This is a genomic window from uncultured Tenacibaculum sp. (assembly GCF_947499065.1).
In the GTDB taxonomy this organism is placed as follows: Bacteria; Bacteroidota; Bacteroidia; order Flavobacteriales; family Flavobacteriaceae; genus Polaribacter.
In genome coordinates this window covers 147,784-166,173 of the sequence record NZ_CANMMT010000004.1, presented here as the reverse complement: position 1 = coordinate 166,173, position 18,390 = coordinate 147,784, and the positions used below count along the sequence as shown (strand labels likewise).

Below are 18,390 nucleotides of genomic sequence, written 5' to 3'. Positions count from 1 at the left end.
ATGAAAGATTTACGCATCGTTTTTATGGGTACGCCAGAGTTTGCTGTTACCATATTAAAGCACTTAGTTGAAAATGATTATAATGTAGTTGGAGTAATTACTGCGGTTGATAAACCAGCTGGTAGAGGTCGTAAACTAAATCAATCGGCAGTAAAAAAGTATGCTCTTTCACAAAACCTACCTATTCTTCAACCTAAAAACTTGAAAAGTGAAGAATTCCAAGAAGAATTAAAAAAGTGGAATGCTAATTTACAAGTTGTAGTAGCCTTTAGAATGCTTCCTAAAGCCGTTTGGGCTATGCCAACTTACGGAACGTTTAACTTACATGCTTCATTACTTCCTGAATATCGAGGTGCAGCTCCGATTAATTGGGCTATTATGAATGGAGAAACTAAAACAGGAGTTACAACTTTCTTTATAGATGATAAAATAGATACTGGAGAAATCATCTTACAAAAAGAAGTTTCAATTGAAAATGATGAAATTTTAGGTCAGTTACATGATAAACTAATGTATTTAGGAGCTGGTTTAGTAGCAGAAACTGTTGATTTAATTGCTAAAGGTGATGTAAACACCACAAAACAACCAGAATTGGAAGAAAAATCAGCACCAAAACTTTATCCGCATAATTGTAAAATTGATTGGTCTAAATCTTTAGATGAAATATACAATCATATACGTGGATTAAATCCGTATCCTGCTGCTTGGACAACTATATTAAATGGAGAAGATGAAATTTCGGCTAAAATATATGGTATTTCTAAAGAAATTGTTGCTCATGAAGTAGAATATGGTACAATTGTTACTTCAAAAAAAGAACTAAAAGTAGCAACGAAAGATGGTTACCTTATTATAGATCAAATAAAAATTTCAGGTAAAAAATTAATGGATTCTAAGAGTTTATTAAACGGTTTTCAGTTTGAAGAAAATTCAAAAGCGCTGTAGCCCTTTATTTATAGGCTTTTAGCTTTTTCGGTAAAAAACAACTGGGGTTATTAACAATTACCCCCTATTTATTAACAAAACTTTGTTTTTTTGGTATGATTTCTTGCACAATCCCGCATTCCGTCTATATTTGTTGAGCTATTAAGCAATAAAACATTAATTAATTTTTTAAAACTTATTAAAATTATGAACAAATCAGATTTAATCGATGCTATGGCTGCTGACGCAGGAATTTCAAAAGCTGCTGCTAAAGCTGCATTAGATTCTTTAACTTCTAACGTAACTAAGTCTTTAAAGGAAGGAAACAAAGTTGCATTAGTAGGATGGGGAACTTGGTCTGTTTCTGAGAGAGCTGCTAGAACTGGTAGAAACCCTCAAACTGGAAAAGAAATTCAAATCGCTGCTAAAAATGTAGTTAAGTTTAAAGCTGGAGCTGGTTTAGCTGACTCTGTAAACTAAGACTTATTTCTAAACATATTAAAAACAGCATTTAGGTAACTAAATGCTGTTTTTCTATATAAAAGTGTCACAAAATAGTTTTAACTGTTGTCTATTAGGTATAAACATAAAAAAACTCTTAAAATGAAAAATATAATAACGTTAGTCGCTTTTCTATTTTGCTTAACAAGTTTTGCTCAAACAAAAATAAATGCTTCAGATATTATTAGAGATGTAAAAAATGGTAAAGCAGTTAATATTTCAAACGCAACTATTACAGGTGTTTTAGACTTTACTTTTATGAATGAAGCCTTACCTAAATTACCTAAAAGAAAACGTTGGTGGAATAACGGTGGTTCTAATACCATTGAAAAACAAATTACTAATAAAGTTTCTTTTGTTAACTGTACTTTTACTGATGATGTATTGGCATATATTCCTCACGAAAAAAGCGGATACACTTTTATTGCAAACTTTGAAGATGTGGTAACTTTTAGAGATTGTGTTTTTAAACAAAAAGCAATGTTTAAATACTCTGACTTTGAAAGTAATACTGATTTTTCTAATACAAAATTCAATAACGACTCTACTTTCAAGTATGCGAAATTTGATAGAGACATAACTTTTGAAAATACTTTTTTTGACGAACCAGCTACTTTCAAATATGCAGAATTTAAACAATTTGTGAGCTTTGCCAACTCTACTTTTAATGAAAGTGCTACTTTTAAATACTCTGAATTTAATGATGGTGTTTCTTTTAGAAATGTAAAGTTCCAAGAAGATTTAAATATTAAATACACCAAGGTTCGTGGTCAATTTGATATAACCAATATGGAAGTTGCTTATGAAATTGATTCTAAATACACTAAAATAAATGGAAGAAGCTTTAGTAAGCACTTGTTAAAAAGTAAGAATTAATTAAGAAAACATACAAAAAAGCCGTTGAACATATCAACGGCTTTTTTTTATTCTTCAATTTGAAATTGTTTTTTCATTTTTTTACTTCCTTCATACAATTCATATTTTACAAAACGACAATCTAAATCGGCATTTTTAATAGGAATTCTTTTTGAAGTACGTAAACCAACATGTTTTAATGCTTGAATATCTGAAGTAATTAACCAAGCTATTGAATTAGGGTAGCTATGCTTTAAGGTATCTCCAATTTTTCTATAAAACTCTTCTACATTAATATTTAAACGCTCTCCATAAGGTGGATTAAACAAAATTGTTGTCTTACCAAACACCTCTTTTTTAGAGTTAAAGAAATTTACATGATGAACCCCTATAAACTCTTCTAAATTAGCATTAACAATGTTCTGTTTTGCTTTATTTACTGCTGATGGTGCTTTATCAAATCCCATTATTTTAAAATGAGAACTTGTTATCTTTTTTAATAAAGAATCCTGAATTACAAAATATAAATCTTCATCGTAATCTCTCCAGTTTTCAAAAGCAAAATGTTTACGATTTATATTTGCTGGAATCTTATTAGCAATCATAGCCGCTTCAATCAATATAGTTCCGGAACCACACATAGGATCAATAAAGTTTTCTTCTCCTTTATATCCTGACAATAACACCAAACCTGCTGCTAAAACCTCGTTAATTGGCGCAATATTCGTTGCGCTTCTATATCCTCTTTTATGTAAAGAATCTCCTGAAGAATCTAAAGAAATAGTTAACCACTCCTTATGAATGTGAATATGAACCTTAACATCAGGATACTTTAAATCTACATTTGGACGCTTATTATATTTATGCATAAAATAATCTGCAATAGCATCTTTAGACTTTAAACTAATGTAGTGTGAGTTTGTTGTAAAGTTTCTAGAATTTACAACTGCTCCAATAGCAAAAGTTCCTTCTACATCTAAAAAACGTTCCCACTTTACACGTTGAATTGCTTCATATAAATCTTCTTCATCAAAAATTTTACTTCTTTTAATTGGCTTTAAAATACGAATTGCTGTACGCAAAGCAATATTTGCCTTATACATAAATCCTTTATCGCCTCTAAAGGAAACACTACGTATTCCTTCTTTAACATCTTGAGCTCCAAGCTGTCTTAACTCATCTGCTAATACTCCTTCTAAACCAGCCATTGTTATGGCTGTCATTTTAAAATCGTTTTCCATCTAAATGTAAAATTTCACTGCAAAAATACAGTTAATTTTCTCTTAGCGAGAATCTTTTTTTTTTCATCATAAAAAACGTAAGATTTATGTATTTTTGCAGACCTTATAGTTATGAATACAACAGACTGGTTTACTTCTTGGTTCGATACACCATACTACCATATATTATACAAGCATAGAAATGATGCCGATGCTCAATTCTTTATGCGAAATATTACCTCTTTTTTAAACTTGCCTAAATCAAGCCATATAGCTGATTTACCTTGTGGAAAAGGACGTCATTCAGTTTATTTAAATTCTTTAGGGTATAAAGTTACTGGTGGCGATTTAAGTAGTAATAGTATAAAACATGCTAAACAATTTGAAAATGATACTCTTCATTTTGAAGTTTGGGATATGCGTACTCCTCTAGAAAATAAGTATGATGCCGTTTTTAACCTATTTACAAGCTTTGGTTATTTTGATGACGATGAAGAAGACATCACTATTTTAAAAAGTTTAAAAAATGGTTTAAAAGAAAATGGTGTACTAGTTCTTGACTTTCTAAATGTTGAGAAAGTAAAAAATTCTTTAGTTAAAGAAGAAACTAAAACTATAGATGGCATTGAATTCAATATAAAAAAGGAAATTAAAGATGGTTTTATATTAAAACATATTTCTTTTTCTGACAATGACAAACAACACTCTTATACTGAACAGGTAAAATTTTTAACTTTAGACAAAATGCAATCGTATTTTGAAAAAGCTGGGTTAAAAATAAAACACGTATTTGGTGATTATAGTTTAAATAAGTTTAACCCTACCACTTCTGATAGATTAATTTTAGTTGCTGAATGAGTTATATTTCTTTAATATTTTCTGTTATCATTGGTTCATTACTTGTACTAGTTTTAAAACCAAATAATAAAATTGTTCGCTTATTGCTAGCATTTAGTGGTGCCTATTTATTATCGGTAACTATTTTACATTTATTACCCGAAGTATATGGTCATTCACATGACGCAAAAAATATTGGAGTTTTAATATTAGTAGGAATTATCATTCAGTCTATTTTAGAATCATTCTCTAAAGGTGCTGAACACGGACATATTCACTTACATTCAGACAAATCTAAATTCCCTTGGTTATTATTTGTTAGTTTATGTATCCATGCTTTTTCAGAAGGCTTACCTATACACCATACAAGTGATAATTTATTATGGGCTGTAATTGTTCATAAAATACCTATTGCTATCGTATTAACTACATTTTTAATAAATACAAAATATAGTAAGCAAGCTATTATTTCTTTTTTAAGTTTCTTTGCTTTAATGAGCCCCTTAGGAGTACTTGTTTCTGATAAAGTAACTTTTTTTAATCTGTATCACACAGAGATTACTGCTCTTATTATTGGAGTTTTTCTTCACATCTCTACTATCATTCTTTTTGAAAGTTCTGAAAACCATAAATTTAATTTACAAAAGTTCATCGCTATTCTTTTAGGGGTTTTATTAACTGTTTTTACTTTGTAATAGTTTTACCTATATTTAGGTAGTTTAAAATACCTAATTATAGGTACTTACATTAATTTTCTTTTTTTCAAATTTGGAAATGAAAATTAATCTTAAAACCTAATATTATGTCTAAAGAACTTACAGGCTATGTAAAAATCAAAGAAAAAGAAAAGTATCAATTTATTTATGCCAGTAAATGTTATGATACATTTTTCTCTGTATACGCTAAGTTTACAGAAGAAGGTGAAAAAATTAAAGAAATAGAATTATTTATTGTAAACTATGATGGTAACTTAAATCTTGGGTTTATTACTAATAATCTAAATCCAAAATATGTTTTTACTATAGAAACTTCTCTTTTTGTCCCAATTCCAATTAGTGCTGATAACAAATATGATATTATGAAAATTGACTTAAGTAATAGCAATATTTCAACTACAAACTTTAGTAACTTTTTTTTCCTAAGGTTTTTATTTCCTTCTTTATTTAATAACACTTTGTTTGATTCCGAATTTTATACTAGACAGAGAGATTCAAGAGAGCCTCAAAGAAATAATCTTGAATTTGGAAAAGTTGCCGATATGGTTGATTTCGATGCCAGAATTAATGAAATAGAATCTCATGTTATTAATCATAAAGCAATAGGATACAACTGTGTTACTTCTTTGATTGAGAAAATTGATAATTAATTTTTTAATCGACATAAACCTTTAATTAAAATAAAGGTTTATGTCTAAACTATTAGCAGACTTGATTTATCAGAAAAATACATTTATAAGTTTCTTATTTCTCTTTATAGGAACAACTAATCTTTTTTCTCAAAAAAAAAATGACTCTATTGACATTTTTTTTTATAATATTATTAATCTTAAACTAGAAAAAACTAAAATTCAACTCAAAAATAAAAGCATAAATTATCATAAAGCTTTAGATTCTTTACATTTACTTCTAATCCAAAAAAAAGAAGCTAATTTTAAAAGTTTAAATCATGAGAATATTTTTTTTAAAAATCAAAATGATACATATACAAAGATATTAAGTTTACTAATAAAAGGCTATTCTAAACTATATATCCAAAATTCTATTGATCAAGCTTTTAATTTTTTTTCTAAAACTATTCCGTTATATAAAAAAACTTCTTCTAATGAGTTAAAAAAATTTTGTTTAATATCTCTATTAGAAACATTAGTTAAACAGAATATTCAAGCTAATAAAAGCTATGAAAAATTTTTAAATCAGTATAAAATTATTTGTAAATCTGAAGTGGATTGGCTTCTTTTTTATACCTATAAATTTTCTCTTTTAGCTCAAACAGAAACATTCAATGTAAAAGAATCTAAGAATAAACATGAATTTAATATTATATTCAAAAAGCTTGACTCAATAGCTAAAAATATTGATAATAATCAAAAAATAAAGTATAAATATTATTTTAATAAGGGTGATTATTTAATAAGAGAAAAACCAGATTCAGCTTTAACAAATTATAAAAAATGTTATAATCTAATCTACAAAAATGATTATTTTAAATCTGTAAAAAAAATCATTTACCTTAGATTTTATAGAGTTTACATCGCAAAAAAAGAATACTCTAGAGCCTTATATTACCTCTATAAAAGTCAAGAATTTATGCAAAAAGACAATCACGTTGACTTATTTGTCTTAAACTCGTATAAAGCCAATACTTTTAAAAAAATGAATATTTTAGACTCAGCTATTTATTATGAAAATAAGGCTAAATACAATCAAATAAATTGGGATTTACAAAAACAAAATATGGAAATCTCAAGAATGAAAGTAAAACTAAATACTGATGAAAAAGAAGAAGCTATAGTTCAACAAAAACAACAAATTGTAATTAGTGAATCCAAAAGAAAACAAAGTCAAAACTTTCTTTATATCTCTTTAGCTTTTTTAGTTTTAAGCGGTACTATTGGGCTTCTAACTCTAAAAAACTCTCGTAAAAAAAGGTTGTTAGCTGAACAACAAAAAGAATTAGAAAAACAAAAAAGTTTAACTCTTATAAAAGAACACGAAATCAATACCATTAATGCTATGATAGATGGTCAAGAAAAAGAACGTATTCGAATTGCAGAAGATCTTCACGATAATATTGGTAGCGTATTAGCTACTTTGAAATTACACTTTGAAAATTTAAAATTAAACAGAGAAAAAGAACATTTCAATCAATACGAACTTTATGCAAAAACAGAAAAACTAATAGATGAAACCTACTTAAAAGTTCGAAGTATTGCGCATGCTAAAAATGCTGGTGTTATTGCTAACAAAGGTTTACTAGTTGCAGTAAAACTAATGGCTGAAAAAATATCTGATGCCAATAAAATTACCATTCATGTCTTAGATTTTGGATTAGACAAAAGACTTGACAATCAGCTAGAGATTACTGTTTTTAGAATTATTCAAGAGCTCATTACCAATATAATTAAGCATGCCAATGCTACTGAAGCAACCATTAATATTTCTCTTTTTGATAAAAACTTAAATATTATTATTGAAGATAATGGACAAGGCTTCAATTATGATAAGATTAATTTAAAAGAAGGAATTGGAATTAGTTCCATCAAAACTAGAATAAATCACTTAAAAGGCACTTTTGAAGTAGATTCAACTATAAATAAAGGTACTTCTATTATAATAAACCTTCCAGTATAATACTTATATATAGGGATATATTTCAATATCACATTTATTATCTTTGGTAAAAACACATAGAATATGATAACTATTGCTATGGCTGAAGACCATCAAATGCTGATAGATGGAGTTAAATCTTTTTTTGAATATGACGAAAACATCCATATTATTGGCACCGTCAATAATGGAGAAGATTTAGTAAAACTCGTTAGTTTAAAACAACCCAGATTAGTAATTACTGATATTCGAATGCCAAGGATGGATGGAATAAAAGCAACTAAGTTAATAAAGGAAAGATTTCCTCACATCAACATACTTGCTTTAACCATGTTTGATCAACCAGAAGCTATTAAACAGATGTTAGATTCAGGTGCTTCTGGATATTTACTTAAAAATTCTGGAATCAAAATGCTTTCCAAAGCTATTGTTACTGTAGCTAATGGTGAAACTTTTTTTGATCCTAATGTAGCTTTTAACTTTATGAATGATTACATAAATGAAAATGTTACCATAGGTAAATCTGAAAAAATTGTTTTATCAAATAGAGAAAAGGAAATATTACAACTAATTGCTAACGGAAATACCTCTAAGGAGATCGCTGAAGCATTATTTATAGCTAAAACTACAGTTGACACTCACAGGAAAAATATGATCCGTAAACTTAATTTAAAAGGCGGTAATGAATTAGTTAAATATGCTATTGATAAAAAGTATCGGTTTTAATCACTCTCTCTATTTACTAAATCAATAGAAAACGCTGGTAAACAGACAGCCAAATATTCGCATGCTTCTTCAAAAGGATTAGAATATTGAATACGAACGTTTTTTTCAATTTTAATAGATTCTCCTGCGCTTAACACAATAATATCTCCATCTATATTAAATTGTTTCTTTCCTTTTATTATATATGTATACTCTTCAAATTCTGGAGTTTGAAAAGGCTCACTCCATCCAGGAGGCGCAATCATATGTGCTATACTTACTTTTGAATTATGATCTGAAGCATTACCAAAATGCTCTTCTATTAATTTACCATCTGTTGTTGGTACTACAAATGGACTTTTTTGAATCGTGTATTTTTTACTCATTTTATAAAAATAAAAAAACCGAGACAATTTGTCTCGGTTTTTAGTTTCTTTTAATTAAACCAAATTGTAAATGATTTTATTTTTGCCAAATCTGGTATTTGTTCTTTTGTTACCTTTTGGATACTAAATTCTTTTAAACCTAAATCTTCTTTATCTATAGCTATTGTCGCGTTTAAATCGTCTATAAACAATGTTGCTGAAGAAAGTGACGATTCTACTTTATTTACAGTATTATTAGCATTTATTTCTTGAAAAGTTGAACTAATATTTAAACCTGATTTTGTTTTAAATCTACTATCAAAAAACTCTATACTTTTGATTGTTGAAGTTGAATCTAATTGCTCTTGAGGGATAATAGTTAATAAATGTTTTCCTCCTTTTTCATAAACCATATACTTATCATCTTCATTAAACATATTATTTCCCTTTGCTCCTTCACTCAATACTTTTACTACAGAATCATTTTCAAAAATTTTCTCAACTTCCTGCATTGTAGTTTTTGTTGTTAACTTACCTACTTTACCTTTTGAAATATCATATTTACTATTTCCACATTGAATAAATAGTATTGACATTAAAGCGATGATAAGTGGTTTGATCTGGTTCTTCATTTGTTTCTTTTTTATTAAAACGTCTAATTTTATTATTTGTTTTCTACTTCAATACTTTTTTTAATATCCCAAATACGCTTCTTATAAACGTAGCACTAGTTAATACTTTTACTATTGGGTTTTGTCTTGTACTTCTAGCTCCTGTTGATCTGGATCTATTTCTTGTTTTTTCTTCTTCCTTTCTTCTAGCTTCCTCTGTTTTCTCCTTATTTATCTCTTCAATCTTTTCATTTAGCATTTCATAAGCACTTTCTCTATCAAGTGTCTCATTGTACTTTGGAACTAACTTAGAGTTATCTATAACTTGTTTAATTTCTTTCTCCGTAAGCACATCCATTCTACTCATAGGTGCACGCAACATTGTTCTTGCTAAAGGGGTTGGTATTCCTTTTTCATTTAATACTGAAACTAAAGCTTCACCAATTCCTAATTGAGTTAATACCTCTTTGGTATCGTAATATTCTGAATCTGGATAGTTTTCTGCCGCTAATTTAATCGCTTTTCTATCTTTAGCAGTAAAAGCTCTTAAAGCATGTTGTACTTTCATTCCTAACTGTGCCAAAACATCTTCTGGTACATCTTTAGGATTTTGCGTTACAAAATACAATCCTACTCCTTTCGATCTAATTAATTTAACGATACTTTCTATTTGGCTTAATAATGCCTTAGATGCCTCATCAAATACCAAATGTGCTTCATCTATAAAAATTATCAATTCTGGTCTACCGCTATCACCTTGCTCTGGAAATGTTTCATATACTTCAGCAAGTAACTGTAACATAAAAGTTGAAAATAACTTAGGCCTGTCTTGAATATCCGTTAATCGTAAAACAGAAATTACTCCTCTACCATTTTCATCAATTCTAGTTAAATCGCCAATATCAAAAGACTTCTCTCCAAAGAAAAGGTTTCCTCCTTGTTGTTCAATTTCTACTATTTTTCTTAAAATAGCTCCAGTACTAGCAGTAGAAATTCGTCCATATTCTTCTTGAATTTCTTTTTTCCCTTCATTAGTTATAAATTGAAGTATTTTCTTAAAGTCTTTTAAATCTAATAAAGGTAATTGGTTATCGTCACAATACTTAAAAATAATTGCTACAATTCCAGACTGTGTCTCAGTTAAATCTAATATTCTAGATAATAAAACCGGACCAAATTCAGAAACAGTTGCTCTTAAACGTACTCCTTCTTGTTCAGAGATTGATAAAATTTCGATTGGAAATTTTGTTGCATTAAAAGGGATACCTATTTTTTCGTGTCGCTCATCTATTTTTACATGTCCTGGGCTAGGCTGTGCTAATCCACTTAAATCACCTTTAACATCCATTAATAAAACTGGAATACCTTTTTCCGACATATTTTCTGCCAGTACTTGTAAAGTTTTCGTCTTACCAGTACCTGTTGCTCCTGCAATTAATCCGTGACGGTTTAAAGTTTTTAAAGGAATATTAACCAAAGCATTGGTTACTGTTTCTTCCCCCAGCATACCAGCTCCTAATGTAATAAAGTCGCCTTTACATTTATAACCTTCGTTTATGTAATCAAAAAAAGTTTCTTTATTGCCCATTATTTTGTAAAATTTCGATAAAAATACTATTAAAATTAGCATTTCAAAAACTCGTTAACTCTTATTTGTTAAGTATTTTGTTAACTTTACCATAAACCCTAGTTAAACAACTAATTATGAAGTCTTATTATTTTATTTATTGTATACTATTTTCATTATTTATTTCTTGTAATAACTCTGAAAAAAAAGCTGATTTAGTCTTTTATAAATCGAAATTAGAGCGTAAGAAAAATGCTCCTTTCTCTGATGCTGTTCAAGCTGGTAATACTTTATATTTAGCAGGTCAAGTTGGTATTAATCCTGAATCTAATAAGTTGGCTGAAGGTGGTATCTCCAAACAAACTGTTCAAACCTTAGAAAATATTAAAAATGTATTGGAACTTCATGGTTCTGACCTTGAACATGTAGTAAAATGCACTGTAATTTTAGCAGATATTAATGATTTTAACGACTTTAATGCAATTTTTCGTAAATATTTTCCTAAAAATAAGCCTGCAAGAACTACCTTTGCAGCCGATTTATTAGTAGGTGCAAAGATTGAAATTGACGTAATAGCTGTAAAAGTAGATGGATTTAAAGACGCAAGAGTTAATTGACAAAGGTGAAATGCTTCCTTTAATGGAAGAATTTTATACAATACAAGGAGAAGGTTCTCATACAGGAACTGCTGCTTATTTTATTAGAATTGGTGGTTGTGATGTTGGTTGTCATTGGTGTGATGTTAAAGAAAGTTGGAATGCTAAACTTCATCCTCCAACAAAAACCGACATTATTGTAGAGAATGCTAAAAAATATGCTAAAACTGTTGTTATTACAGGTGGTGAGCCTTTAATGTGGAGTTTAGATTATATTACTAAAGAACTTCAGGATAAAGGAATGAAAACTCATATTGAAACTTCTGGAGCTTATGATTTTTCTGGACAATGGGATTGGTTTTGCTTGTCTCCTAAAAAAACAAAGCTACCTACAAAGAGATGTTATAAAGAGGCAGATGAATTAAAAATGATTATTCACAATAAAAGTGATTTTAAATTTGCTGAAGAACAAGCTGAAAAGGTAGGTAAGAAATGTCAGCTTTTTTTACAACCTGAATGGAGTAAAAAAGAAAAAATGACACCTTTAATAGTAGATTATGTAATGAATAACCCTAAGTGGCGTGTTTCTTTACAAACTCATAAATATTTAAATATACCTTAATAAAAAAGCAACCAAACTGGTTGCTTTTTTATTATAGAAGAATTTATAAATTATCTTTTCACAGAAAATAAAAAACTCGCTACAATAGTATTGAAGCGAGTTTTTATTATAAATTTCAAGAAGTTCTATTATTCTTTGTAAACTCCCATATTTGCATATTTGTCCATACGTTGAGCTACTAAATCTACATCATTTAAATCTTTCAACTCAGCAAAAGCTTTTAAAATTTGCTCTTGTACTGCTTTAAATGCTCCTTCTCTATCTGTATGTGCTCCTCCGATTGGTTCTTCAATGATTCCGTCAATTAACTTTAACTTCTTCATATCTTCTCCTGTTAATTTTAAAGCTTCAGCTGCTTGTTCTTTATACTCCCAGCTACGCCATAAAATAGATGAACATGATTCTGGTGAAATCACTGTATACCATGTATTTTCCATCATGTATACTTTATCACCTACTCCAATTCCTAATGCTCCTCCAGAAGCTCCTTCACCAATAACTATGGTAATAATAGGAGTTTTTAAACGAGTCATTTCTAAAATATTACGAGCAATAGCTTCACCTTGTCCACGCTCTTCTGCCTCTAATCCTGGATAAGCTCCTGGTGTATCTAATAAGGTAACTACAGGAATACCAAATTTTTCTGCCATGCGCATTAAACGTAAAGCTTTACGGTATCCTTCTGGATTAGCCATACCAAAATTACGATATTGACGTGTTTTAGTGTTGTATCCTTTTTGTTGACCTATGAACATAAACGACTGATCGCCTATTTTTCCTAAACCACCAATCATAGCCTTATCATCTTTTACGCTACGATCTCCGTGTAATTCCATAAAAGAATCTCCACAAATGGCCTTGATATAATCTAATGTATAAGGTCTATTTGGGTGACGTGATAATTGTACACGTTGCCATGGAGTTAAGTTTTTATATATATCTTTTCTTGCTTTTTCTAATTTTTGCTCAATTTTCTTGCAAGTTTCTGTTACGTCTACGTCGCTTTCTTTTCCTATATCAAAACATTTTGCCAATTGATCCTCTAGTTCTTTTATTGGCATTTCAAAATCTAAATATTCCATTGTGTATATAGTTTGATTTTCTATTTTTATAGTTAGTCGTTTGTAAAGGCAAACATACTAAAAAAATGTACAGTTTACCTTGGTACTTTTTTTAAAAATTCTATTTTTTTCTAATTTTCTTTTTTATCGATGCTGAATTCTTAAGAACTCCATTAAGTAATACTACCAGTAACACTATTAATGCTCCATAATAAAACTCTGTATTCATTTGTTCTTTTTCTCCAAACACAATTAATGCTAATATAATTGCATAAATTGGTTCTAAGTTAATTGTTAACATTACCGTATATGGAGTTAAATACTTCATTACTTGTACAGAAGCTATAAATGCATATGCAGTACAAATACTACTTAAAATCATTAAATACAGCCAATCATTTGTAGATAGAGTAAAGAACTCCATCGAAAACTTTTGTGTTACTAATAAATATAAGGTTACTCCTAAAACTCCAAATAATAACTGATAAAAGGATATAACATTTGCATTGTGTTTCTTTATAAACAAGCCATTTAAAACAGCAAACAAGGCTGATAAAAAAGCTGATATCAATGCATAAACAATTCCTAATGTATATTGACTTTCAAAATTAAAAATAATGTATAATCCTACGATTACTAATAATCCTAGTAGAATTTCAATTGATTTTATTTTTCTTTTGAAAAAGAACGGTTCTATCAACGAAGCGAAAAAAGCTCCCGTACTCATAGTTACTAAAGCAACTGAAACGTTTGATACTTTTATTGCTTTAAAAAAAGTTATCCAATGTACTGCGATAATAACACCAGAGATTGCAAATTTTAGTAAAGCTTTTTTATCAACTTTAAATGATATCTTTCGCATCAAAAAATAAACAGCTATAAAGCCCACAGCTAATAACATTCTATACCAAACTAATGGAACTGCATCAATAGATATTAAAGCTCCTAAAATTGCTGTAAACCCCCAAATAAAGACAATAAAATGTAAGTGGAGGTAGTTTTTAAGTTTATTTCCTTGCATTTAAGTATAAATAGATAGCATACAAACCAAAAACAATATTAGGAATCCAAACATTTAACAAGGCATTGGCTCCTGCTACTGCTCCTAAAACTTCAGCTACTTTTAAAAAGAATACATAAGCAAACATTATTGATATACCTAATGCTAAATTTAAACCTATACCTCCTCTACGTTTCTTATGAGCTAAAGCTACTGCTATTAAAGATAGGATATAACTTGCTATAGGTAAGCTAGTACGTTTGTATAATTCAACTAAGTAGGCATTTAAATTTTTAATACCTCTTTTCTTAGAAATTTCTATAAATTTTATAAGCTCTGGTGACCCCATTTCTTGAGCCATTACATTTTTATAATTAAAGTCCTTTGGAGTAAAAGCAAATGCAGTATCTAAACTATTTCCTGAAAATATACTATCTCGATCTTTATATATCTTCCTCTTTTTCCATCTGTATAACTTAAATATGCTATCTTTCTCTATCCAATTAATATTTTCTGCTGTTAGCTTTTCTTTTAACTGAATTCCATCATAAATCTCTGTAGAAAAATAATAGCCTGAATTTCTTTTTAAATCGAAACTTTGAGCAAAAACATAAGTACTATCATTCAGCTGTAAACTAAATTCTCGTACAGTAGTATCTACATATCTTTTTTTCTTTAAATATTCTTTTTCAAAGGCTTTTCTTGTTTTACTACTTGATGGTACAAAAAAGTGATTCATTAATAGTGCTATAATACATACAATAGTAGCTCCTATAAAATATGGATATAAAAAGCGTGTAAATGATATTTGTGCTCCATTAATAGCTACAATTTCTGTATTATTAGCTAATCTTGAAGTAAATAAAATTACTGCTATGAATAATGCCAAAGGCATGAATGTATTGGCATAATAAATAATAAAGTTTACATAATAATCGTCAACAACCTGAAAAAAGGTTAGATTTTCATGTTGTAAAAACTTATCAATTTTCTCTGCAATATCTATAGCTACTGCAATAGGAATTAATATTAGTAACGTAAAAAGAAAAGTTACTAAGTATCGTTTTAATATGTACCAATCAAGTTTTTTCAAAAGCTTTACCTAGTTTTATAAACGCTTATCCATTTGTTTTACCATTTTATCTTTCCACTCAGCAAAGTCTCCTGCTAAAATATGCTTTCTAGCTTCTCTAGTTAACCACAAATAGAATCCTAAATTATGGATAGAAGCTATTTGTTTTCCTAACATTTCTTTTGCTGCAAATAAATGACGTAAATAGGCTTTTGAATACATTGTATCTACGTAAGTAATCCCCATTTCATCTATTGGAGAAAAGTCGTTTTCCCACTTCTTATTCTTTATGTTGATAGTACCATGAGCCGTAAACAACATTCCGTTACGTGCATTACGAGTTGGCATTACACAATCGAACATATCTACTCCTAAAGCAATATTTTCTAAAATATTAATTGGAGTTCCAACCCCCATTAAGTAACGTGGTTTATCTTCTGGTAAGATTTCTGTTACAATCTCTGTCATTGCATATAGTTCCTCTGCTGGTTCTCCTACAGAAAGTCCTCCAATTGCATTTCCATCTGCTTCCACAGAAGCTATAAACTCTGCTGATTGTTTTCTTAAATCTTTATAAGTACTTCCTTGAACAATTGGAAAAAGTGTTTGCTCGTATCCGTATTTATAAGGTAATTTTTCTAAATGATTTACACAACGCTTTAACCACCTATGTGTCATATGCATTGAACGTTTTGCATAGTTATAATCACATGGATAAGGTGTACACTCATCAAAAGCCATAATAATATCAGCTCCAATGGTACGCTGGGTTTCCATTACATTTTCTGGAGTAAAAAAGTGCATTGAACCATCAATATGACTTTTAAATTTAACTCCTTCTTCATTAATTTTTCTTCTTCCAGAAAGTGAATATACTTGATACCCTCCACTATCTGTTAGAATATTTCGATCCCAATTCATAAACTTATGTAAACCTCCAGCGGCTTCTAATGTTTCTAATTTAGGTCGTAAGTATAAGTGATATGTATTCCCTAAAATAATATCAGGGTTAATTTCATTTTTTAATTCTGATTGATGAACTCCTTTTACTGTTCCTACCGTACCTACTGGCATGAATATAGGAGTTTCTATTGTTCCGTGATCTGTTGTAACAACACCTGCGCGGGCTTTACTTTTTGGATCTTTTGTTTTTAAATCAAATTGCATAAGTGGCAAAGATACGCTTATTTAATAATTGAAAAATTAAAAGAATTATAAAGTTTTTACCTTCTCTTTCTTCTATTTGATTGTTTTGAATTTCTTCTTGACGCAGATGATTTTTTTCTAAATGCAGCACTTTTTTTATTGAAGTTTGTCACTTTTACATCTTCCTTTTTCTTGGGCTGTTTTGGTTTCTTTTTTTCAACATCTATCGAAGCTTCTTCTGTTTTAGATGAAGTCGCAATCATTTTATTGATTTCTTTCATCTCATCTGAAGTTAATTCTCTCCAATCTCCTACTTTCAAATTTCCTAAGGAAACATTCATAATACGTTCTCTTTTCAATTTAGTTACTTCGTAATCTAAATATTCACACATTCGACGTATTTGTCTATTCAATCCTTGTGTTAAAATAATTTGAAAAGTAAAATCACCTAACTTTTTTACTTTACATTTTTGAGTTATGGTTCCTAAAATTGGAATTCCATTGCTCATTTTTGTTATAAAATCATCAGTTATTTTTTTATTTACTGAAACAATATATTCTTTTTCGTGATTGTTCCCTGCTCTTAATATTTTATTTACAATATCTCCATCATTTGTTAAAAATATTAATCCTTGCGATGGTTTATCTAAACGTCCTATTGGAAATAATCTTTCTGGATGTCCTACAAACTTTACAATGTTTTTTTTCTCTTTACTATCGGTAGTACATACTATCCCTACAGGCTTATTTAAGGCTATATACAACGTTTTTGGCTTTGCTTGTAGTAATCGTCCATCCACTCGAACTTCATCGCCCTCAAATACTCTATTTCCTAGTTGAGCTACCTTTTTATTTATAGTTACTCTACCAGCTACAATAAACTTTTCTGCATCTCTACGTGAGCAAATACCTGTACTGCTTATAAATTTATTAAGGTTTGTTGAATTTTGATTCTTATTTTCCATTAATGCAAAGAAAAAGAAAATCCTCAAGTTTTAGCTTGAGGATTTCTATTATATTATTAGAATTCTTTAAAATATAATCATTTTTTGAGTACATCTTGCCAAACTTGGTCTTCTGTCATAATCAAAACCTAATGTAATCATATGCGTACCGTAGTTAAAATCTTGTGTTTTATTAACGTTTATACTAAATCCATATGACATATATAAGTTGTTCTTTTTAAGACCGAATAAAGGCGCAATTGCATTTGGTTGAAAGAATTGATCGTTTAAGAAAGTATAACTTACCCCTGCCCAAACATATCCATCTCTTATTCCTTTTCTTGCCTTAACATTCAAATCTGTTCTAGACCTTTTATCTGCTTCATAATATTCTACAAGTACAGAAGGTTCTAATTCAAATCGATTACTAATTCTAGCCATTACAAAAGATGAATAAATTGTATATCGTCTTAATGTCTTAGGCTCATCTAATGTAAAATTATCTATTTTCTTTTCTAATAAATTATTCACATTAGCACTAAAACTAAAACGTTCGTAACGATAAAGTAATCCAACATCAAAATTTGAATTCGTTATTGATCTATTTGGCAATGTTTGATTTGTATTATTTTGAGAAGTATCTATCCCAAACTGAACAAAATTATAACTCAATGCAAATGATAAAAAACTATCATGGAAATTACTTAATGTTAAGTGACTTGCAAATGATATTTTAGCTCCTTGTTGAGTTGTAAAACCATTTTTATCATTAAAAATGGTTAACCCCCCACCAAATCTATCTGCTAATCTTGCTTCAACAGTTATAGACTGTGTATCAGGAGCTCCTTTTACACCAATCCATTGACTAACTCCATTCAATCTAACCTGTAACCCCGCACCAATACCTGCAAAGGTTGGTGAGATTAAAAAGGGGTTATCTGCCATATGATTTATGTACTGAGGTAAATTTACCTCCTGAGCAACTAATTTTACACTAGAAATTACGATGCTTACAATTATTAATATTTTTCTCAT

At 29.1% G+C, this 18,390-nt stretch carries 20 protein-coding genes; 10 read left to right on the top strand and 10 right to left on the bottom strand.

Annotated features, from left to right (window positions below):
* The 3 genes from fmt to Q0958_RS10375 all read left to right on the top strand — a co-directional run bounded on the left by fmt (position 1) and on the right by Q0958_RS10375 (position 2,301).
* Positions 1-945, top strand: a complete 945-nt coding sequence (fmt, locus tag Q0958_RS10385; protein WP_299122708.1) for a methionyl-tRNA formyltransferase — start codon at positions 1-3, stop codon at positions 943-945.
* A 186-nt stretch (positions 946-1,131) separates the two neighbouring features.
* Positions 1,132-1,404: an HU family DNA-binding protein gene (locus tag Q0958_RS10380; RefSeq protein ID WP_150901150.1), complete on the top strand. Its 273-nt coding sequence runs from the start codon at positions 1,132-1,134 to the stop codon at positions 1,402-1,404.
* A gap of 123 nt (positions 1,405-1,527) precedes the next feature.
* Positions 1,528-2,301, top strand: a complete 774-nt coding sequence (locus Q0958_RS10375) for a pentapeptide repeat-containing protein (protein ID WP_299122707.1) — start codon at positions 1,528-1,530, stop codon at positions 2,299-2,301.
* A gap of 47 nt (positions 2,302-2,348) precedes the next feature.
* On the opposite strand, the gene Q0958_RS10370 is transcribed toward Q0958_RS10375, so the two are convergent.
* Positions 2,349-3,521: a class I SAM-dependent RNA methyltransferase gene (locus tag Q0958_RS10370; protein ID WP_299122705.1), complete on the bottom strand. Its 1,173-nt coding sequence runs from the start codon at positions 3,519-3,521 to the stop codon at positions 2,349-2,351.
* Between the two features lie 111 nt (positions 3,522-3,632).
* Between Q0958_RS10370 and Q0958_RS10365 the strand changes: the two genes are divergently transcribed.
* From Q0958_RS10365 to Q0958_RS10345, 5 genes are all read left to right on the top strand, one after another.
* The gene (locus Q0958_RS10365) at positions 3,633-4,358 is read left to right on the top strand and encodes a class I SAM-dependent methyltransferase (RefSeq protein ID WP_299122704.1); all 726 of its coding nucleotides are present in this window, start codon (positions 3,633-3,635) and stop codon (positions 4,356-4,358) included.
* Entirely contained in the window at positions 4,355-5,032 is a 678-nt protein-coding gene (locus Q0958_RS10360) for a ZIP family metal transporter (protein WP_299122703.1), read from the top strand. The genes Q0958_RS10365 and Q0958_RS10360 overlap by 4 nt, the downstream gene beginning before the upstream one ends.
* A 107-nt stretch (positions 5,033-5,139) precedes the next feature.
* Positions 5,140-5,703, top strand: coding sequence for a hypothetical protein (locus tag Q0958_RS10355; RefSeq protein WP_299122702.1), 564 nt, complete (start codon positions 5,140-5,142; stop codon positions 5,701-5,703).
* Between the two features lie 40 nt (positions 5,704-5,743).
* Positions 5,744-7,687: a sensor histidine kinase gene (locus Q0958_RS10350; RefSeq protein WP_299122701.1), complete on the top strand. Its 1,944-nt coding sequence runs from the start codon at positions 5,744-5,746 to the stop codon at positions 7,685-7,687.
* Between the two features lie 63 nt (positions 7,688-7,750).
* A complete protein-coding gene (locus Q0958_RS10345; RefSeq protein ID WP_299122700.1) occupies positions 7,751-8,392 on the top strand; it encodes a response regulator transcription factor in 642 nt (213 codons plus the stop codon).
* Here the strand turns inward: Q0958_RS10345 and Q0958_RS10340 are convergent.
* Genes Q0958_RS10340 through Q0958_RS10330 form a run of 3 tightly spaced genes read right to left on the bottom strand, consistent with a single transcriptional unit; the run spans position 8,389 to position 10,935 of the window.
* The gene (locus Q0958_RS10340) at positions 8,389-8,757 is read right to left on the bottom strand and encodes a cupin domain-containing protein (protein ID WP_299122699.1); all 369 of its coding nucleotides are present in this window, start codon (positions 8,755-8,757) and stop codon (positions 8,389-8,391) included. The genes Q0958_RS10345 and Q0958_RS10340 overlap by 4 nt on opposite strands.
* Positions 8,758-8,807: 50 nt before the next feature.
* Positions 8,808-9,368, bottom strand: coding sequence for a hypothetical protein (locus Q0958_RS10335; RefSeq protein WP_299122697.1), 561 nt, complete (start codon positions 9,366-9,368; stop codon positions 8,808-8,810).
* A 43-nt stretch (positions 9,369-9,411) separates the two neighbouring features.
* Complete coding sequence (locus Q0958_RS10330; protein WP_299122694.1) at positions 9,412-10,935, bottom strand: helicase HerA-like domain-containing protein; 1,524 nt, start codon at positions 10,933-10,935, stop codon at positions 9,412-9,414.
* Between the two features lie 116 nt (positions 10,936-11,051).
* Between Q0958_RS10330 and Q0958_RS10325 the strand changes: the two genes are divergently transcribed.
* Together Q0958_RS10325 and Q0958_RS10320 are read left to right on the top strand one after the other, a co-directional pair.
* Positions 11,052-11,531: a Rid family detoxifying hydrolase gene (locus Q0958_RS10325; RefSeq protein WP_299122692.1), complete on the top strand. Its 480-nt coding sequence runs from the start codon at positions 11,052-11,054 to the stop codon at positions 11,529-11,531.
* The gene (locus Q0958_RS10320; RefSeq protein ID WP_235274620.1) at positions 11,503-12,132 is read left to right on the top strand and encodes a 7-carboxy-7-deazaguanine synthase QueE; all 630 of its coding nucleotides are present in this window, start codon (positions 11,503-11,505) and stop codon (positions 12,130-12,132) included. Before Q0958_RS10325 ends, Q0958_RS10320 begins: the two co-directional genes overlap by 29 nt.
* 128 nt (positions 12,133-12,260) lie before the next feature.
* Here Q0958_RS10320 and Q0958_RS10315 read toward each other — a convergent pair whose 3' ends face one another.
* From Q0958_RS10315 to Q0958_RS10290, 6 genes are all read right to left on the bottom strand, one after another.
* Complete coding sequence (locus Q0958_RS10315) at positions 12,261-13,214, bottom strand: acetyl-CoA carboxylase carboxyltransferase subunit alpha (RefSeq protein WP_150901136.1); 954 nt, start codon at positions 13,212-13,214, stop codon at positions 12,261-12,263.
* A gap of 100 nt (positions 13,215-13,314) precedes the next feature.
* Positions 13,315-14,214, bottom strand: coding sequence for an EamA family transporter (locus Q0958_RS10310; RefSeq protein ID WP_299122687.1), 900 nt, complete (start codon positions 14,212-14,214; stop codon positions 13,315-13,317).
* On the bottom strand, positions 14,201-15,286 hold the full coding sequence (locus Q0958_RS10305) for an LptF/LptG family permease (protein ID WP_299122685.1): 1,086 nt from the start codon (positions 15,284-15,286) through the stop codon (positions 14,201-14,203). Before Q0958_RS10305 ends, Q0958_RS10310 begins: the two co-directional genes overlap by 14 nt.
* Before the next feature lie 15 nt (positions 15,287-15,301).
* A complete protein-coding gene (gene tgt / locus Q0958_RS10300; protein ID WP_299122683.1) occupies positions 15,302-16,432 on the bottom strand; it encodes a tRNA guanosine(34) transglycosylase Tgt in 1,131 nt (376 codons plus the stop codon).
* Positions 16,433-16,488: 56 nt separating this feature from the next.
* Entirely contained in the window at positions 16,489-17,376 is an 888-nt protein-coding gene (gene rluF, locus Q0958_RS10295) for a 23S rRNA pseudouridine(2604) synthase RluF (RefSeq protein ID WP_299122681.1), read from the bottom strand.
* Positions 17,377-17,442: 66 nt separating this feature from the next.
* A complete protein-coding gene (locus Q0958_RS10290; RefSeq protein ID WP_299122678.1) occupies positions 17,443-18,390 on the bottom strand; it encodes a type IX secretion system membrane protein PorP/SprF in 948 nt (315 codons plus the stop codon).

Excerpts from the sequence above, each read along its gene's own strand:
- fmt (WP_299122708.1), top strand. The coding sequence starts at position 1 with ATGAAAGATTTACGCATCGTTTTTATGGGTACGCCAGAGTTTGCTGTT.
- Q0958_RS10380 (WP_150901150.1), top strand. The coding sequence starts at position 1,132 with ATGAACAAATCAGATTTAATCGATGCTATGGCTGCTGACGCAGGAATT.
- Q0958_RS10375 (WP_299122707.1), top strand. The coding sequence starts at position 1,528 with ATGAAAAATATAATAACGTTAGTCGCTTTTCTATTTTGCTTAACAAGT.
- Q0958_RS10370 (WP_299122705.1), bottom strand. The coding sequence starts at position 3,521 with ATGGAAAACGATTTTAAAATGACAGCCATAACAATGGCTGGTTTAGAA.
- Q0958_RS10365 (WP_299122704.1), top strand. The coding sequence starts at position 3,633 with ATGAATACAACAGACTGGTTTACTTCTTGGTTCGATACACCATACTAC.
- Q0958_RS10360 (WP_299122703.1), top strand. The coding sequence starts at position 4,355 with ATGAGTTATATTTCTTTAATATTTTCTGTTATCATTGGTTCATTACTT.
- Q0958_RS10355 (WP_299122702.1), top strand. The coding sequence starts at position 5,140 with ATGTCTAAAGAACTTACAGGCTATGTAAAAATCAAAGAAAAAGAAAAG.
- Q0958_RS10350 (WP_299122701.1), top strand. The coding sequence starts at position 5,744 with ATGTCTAAACTATTAGCAGACTTGATTTATCAGAAAAATACATTTATA.
- Q0958_RS10345 (WP_299122700.1), top strand. The coding sequence starts at position 7,751 with ATGATAACTATTGCTATGGCTGAAGACCATCAAATGCTGATAGATGGA.
- Q0958_RS10340 (WP_299122699.1), bottom strand. The coding sequence starts at position 8,757 with ATGAGTAAAAAATACACGATTCAAAAAAGTCCATTTGTAGTACCAACA.
- Q0958_RS10335 (WP_299122697.1), bottom strand. The coding sequence starts at position 9,368 with ATGAAGAACCAGATCAAACCACTTATCATCGCTTTAATGTCAATACTA.
- Q0958_RS10330 (WP_299122694.1), bottom strand. The coding sequence starts at position 10,935 with ATGGGCAATAAAGAAACTTTTTTTGATTACATAAACGAAGGTTATAAA.
- Q0958_RS10325 (WP_299122692.1), top strand. The coding sequence starts at position 11,052 with ATGAAGTCTTATTATTTTATTTATTGTATACTATTTTCATTATTTATT.
- Q0958_RS10320 (WP_235274620.1), top strand. The coding sequence starts at position 11,503 with ATGGATTTAAAGACGCAAGAGTTAATTGACAAAGGTGAAATGCTTCCT.
- Q0958_RS10315 (WP_150901136.1), bottom strand. The coding sequence starts at position 13,214 with ATGGAATATTTAGATTTTGAAATGCCAATAAAAGAACTAGAGGATCAA.
- Q0958_RS10310 (WP_299122687.1), bottom strand. The coding sequence starts at position 14,214 with ATGCAAGGAAATAAACTTAAAAACTACCTCCACTTACATTTTATTGTC.
- tgt (WP_299122683.1), bottom strand. The coding sequence starts at position 16,432 with ATGCAATTTGATTTAAAAACAAAAGATCCAAAAAGTAAAGCCCGCGCA.
- rluF (WP_299122681.1), bottom strand. The coding sequence starts at position 17,376 with ATGGAAAATAAGAATCAAAATTCAACAAACCTTAATAAATTTATAAGC.
- Q0958_RS10290 (WP_299122678.1), bottom strand. The coding sequence starts at position 18,390 with ATGAGAAAAATATTAATAATTGTAAGCATCGTAATTTCTAGTGTAAAA.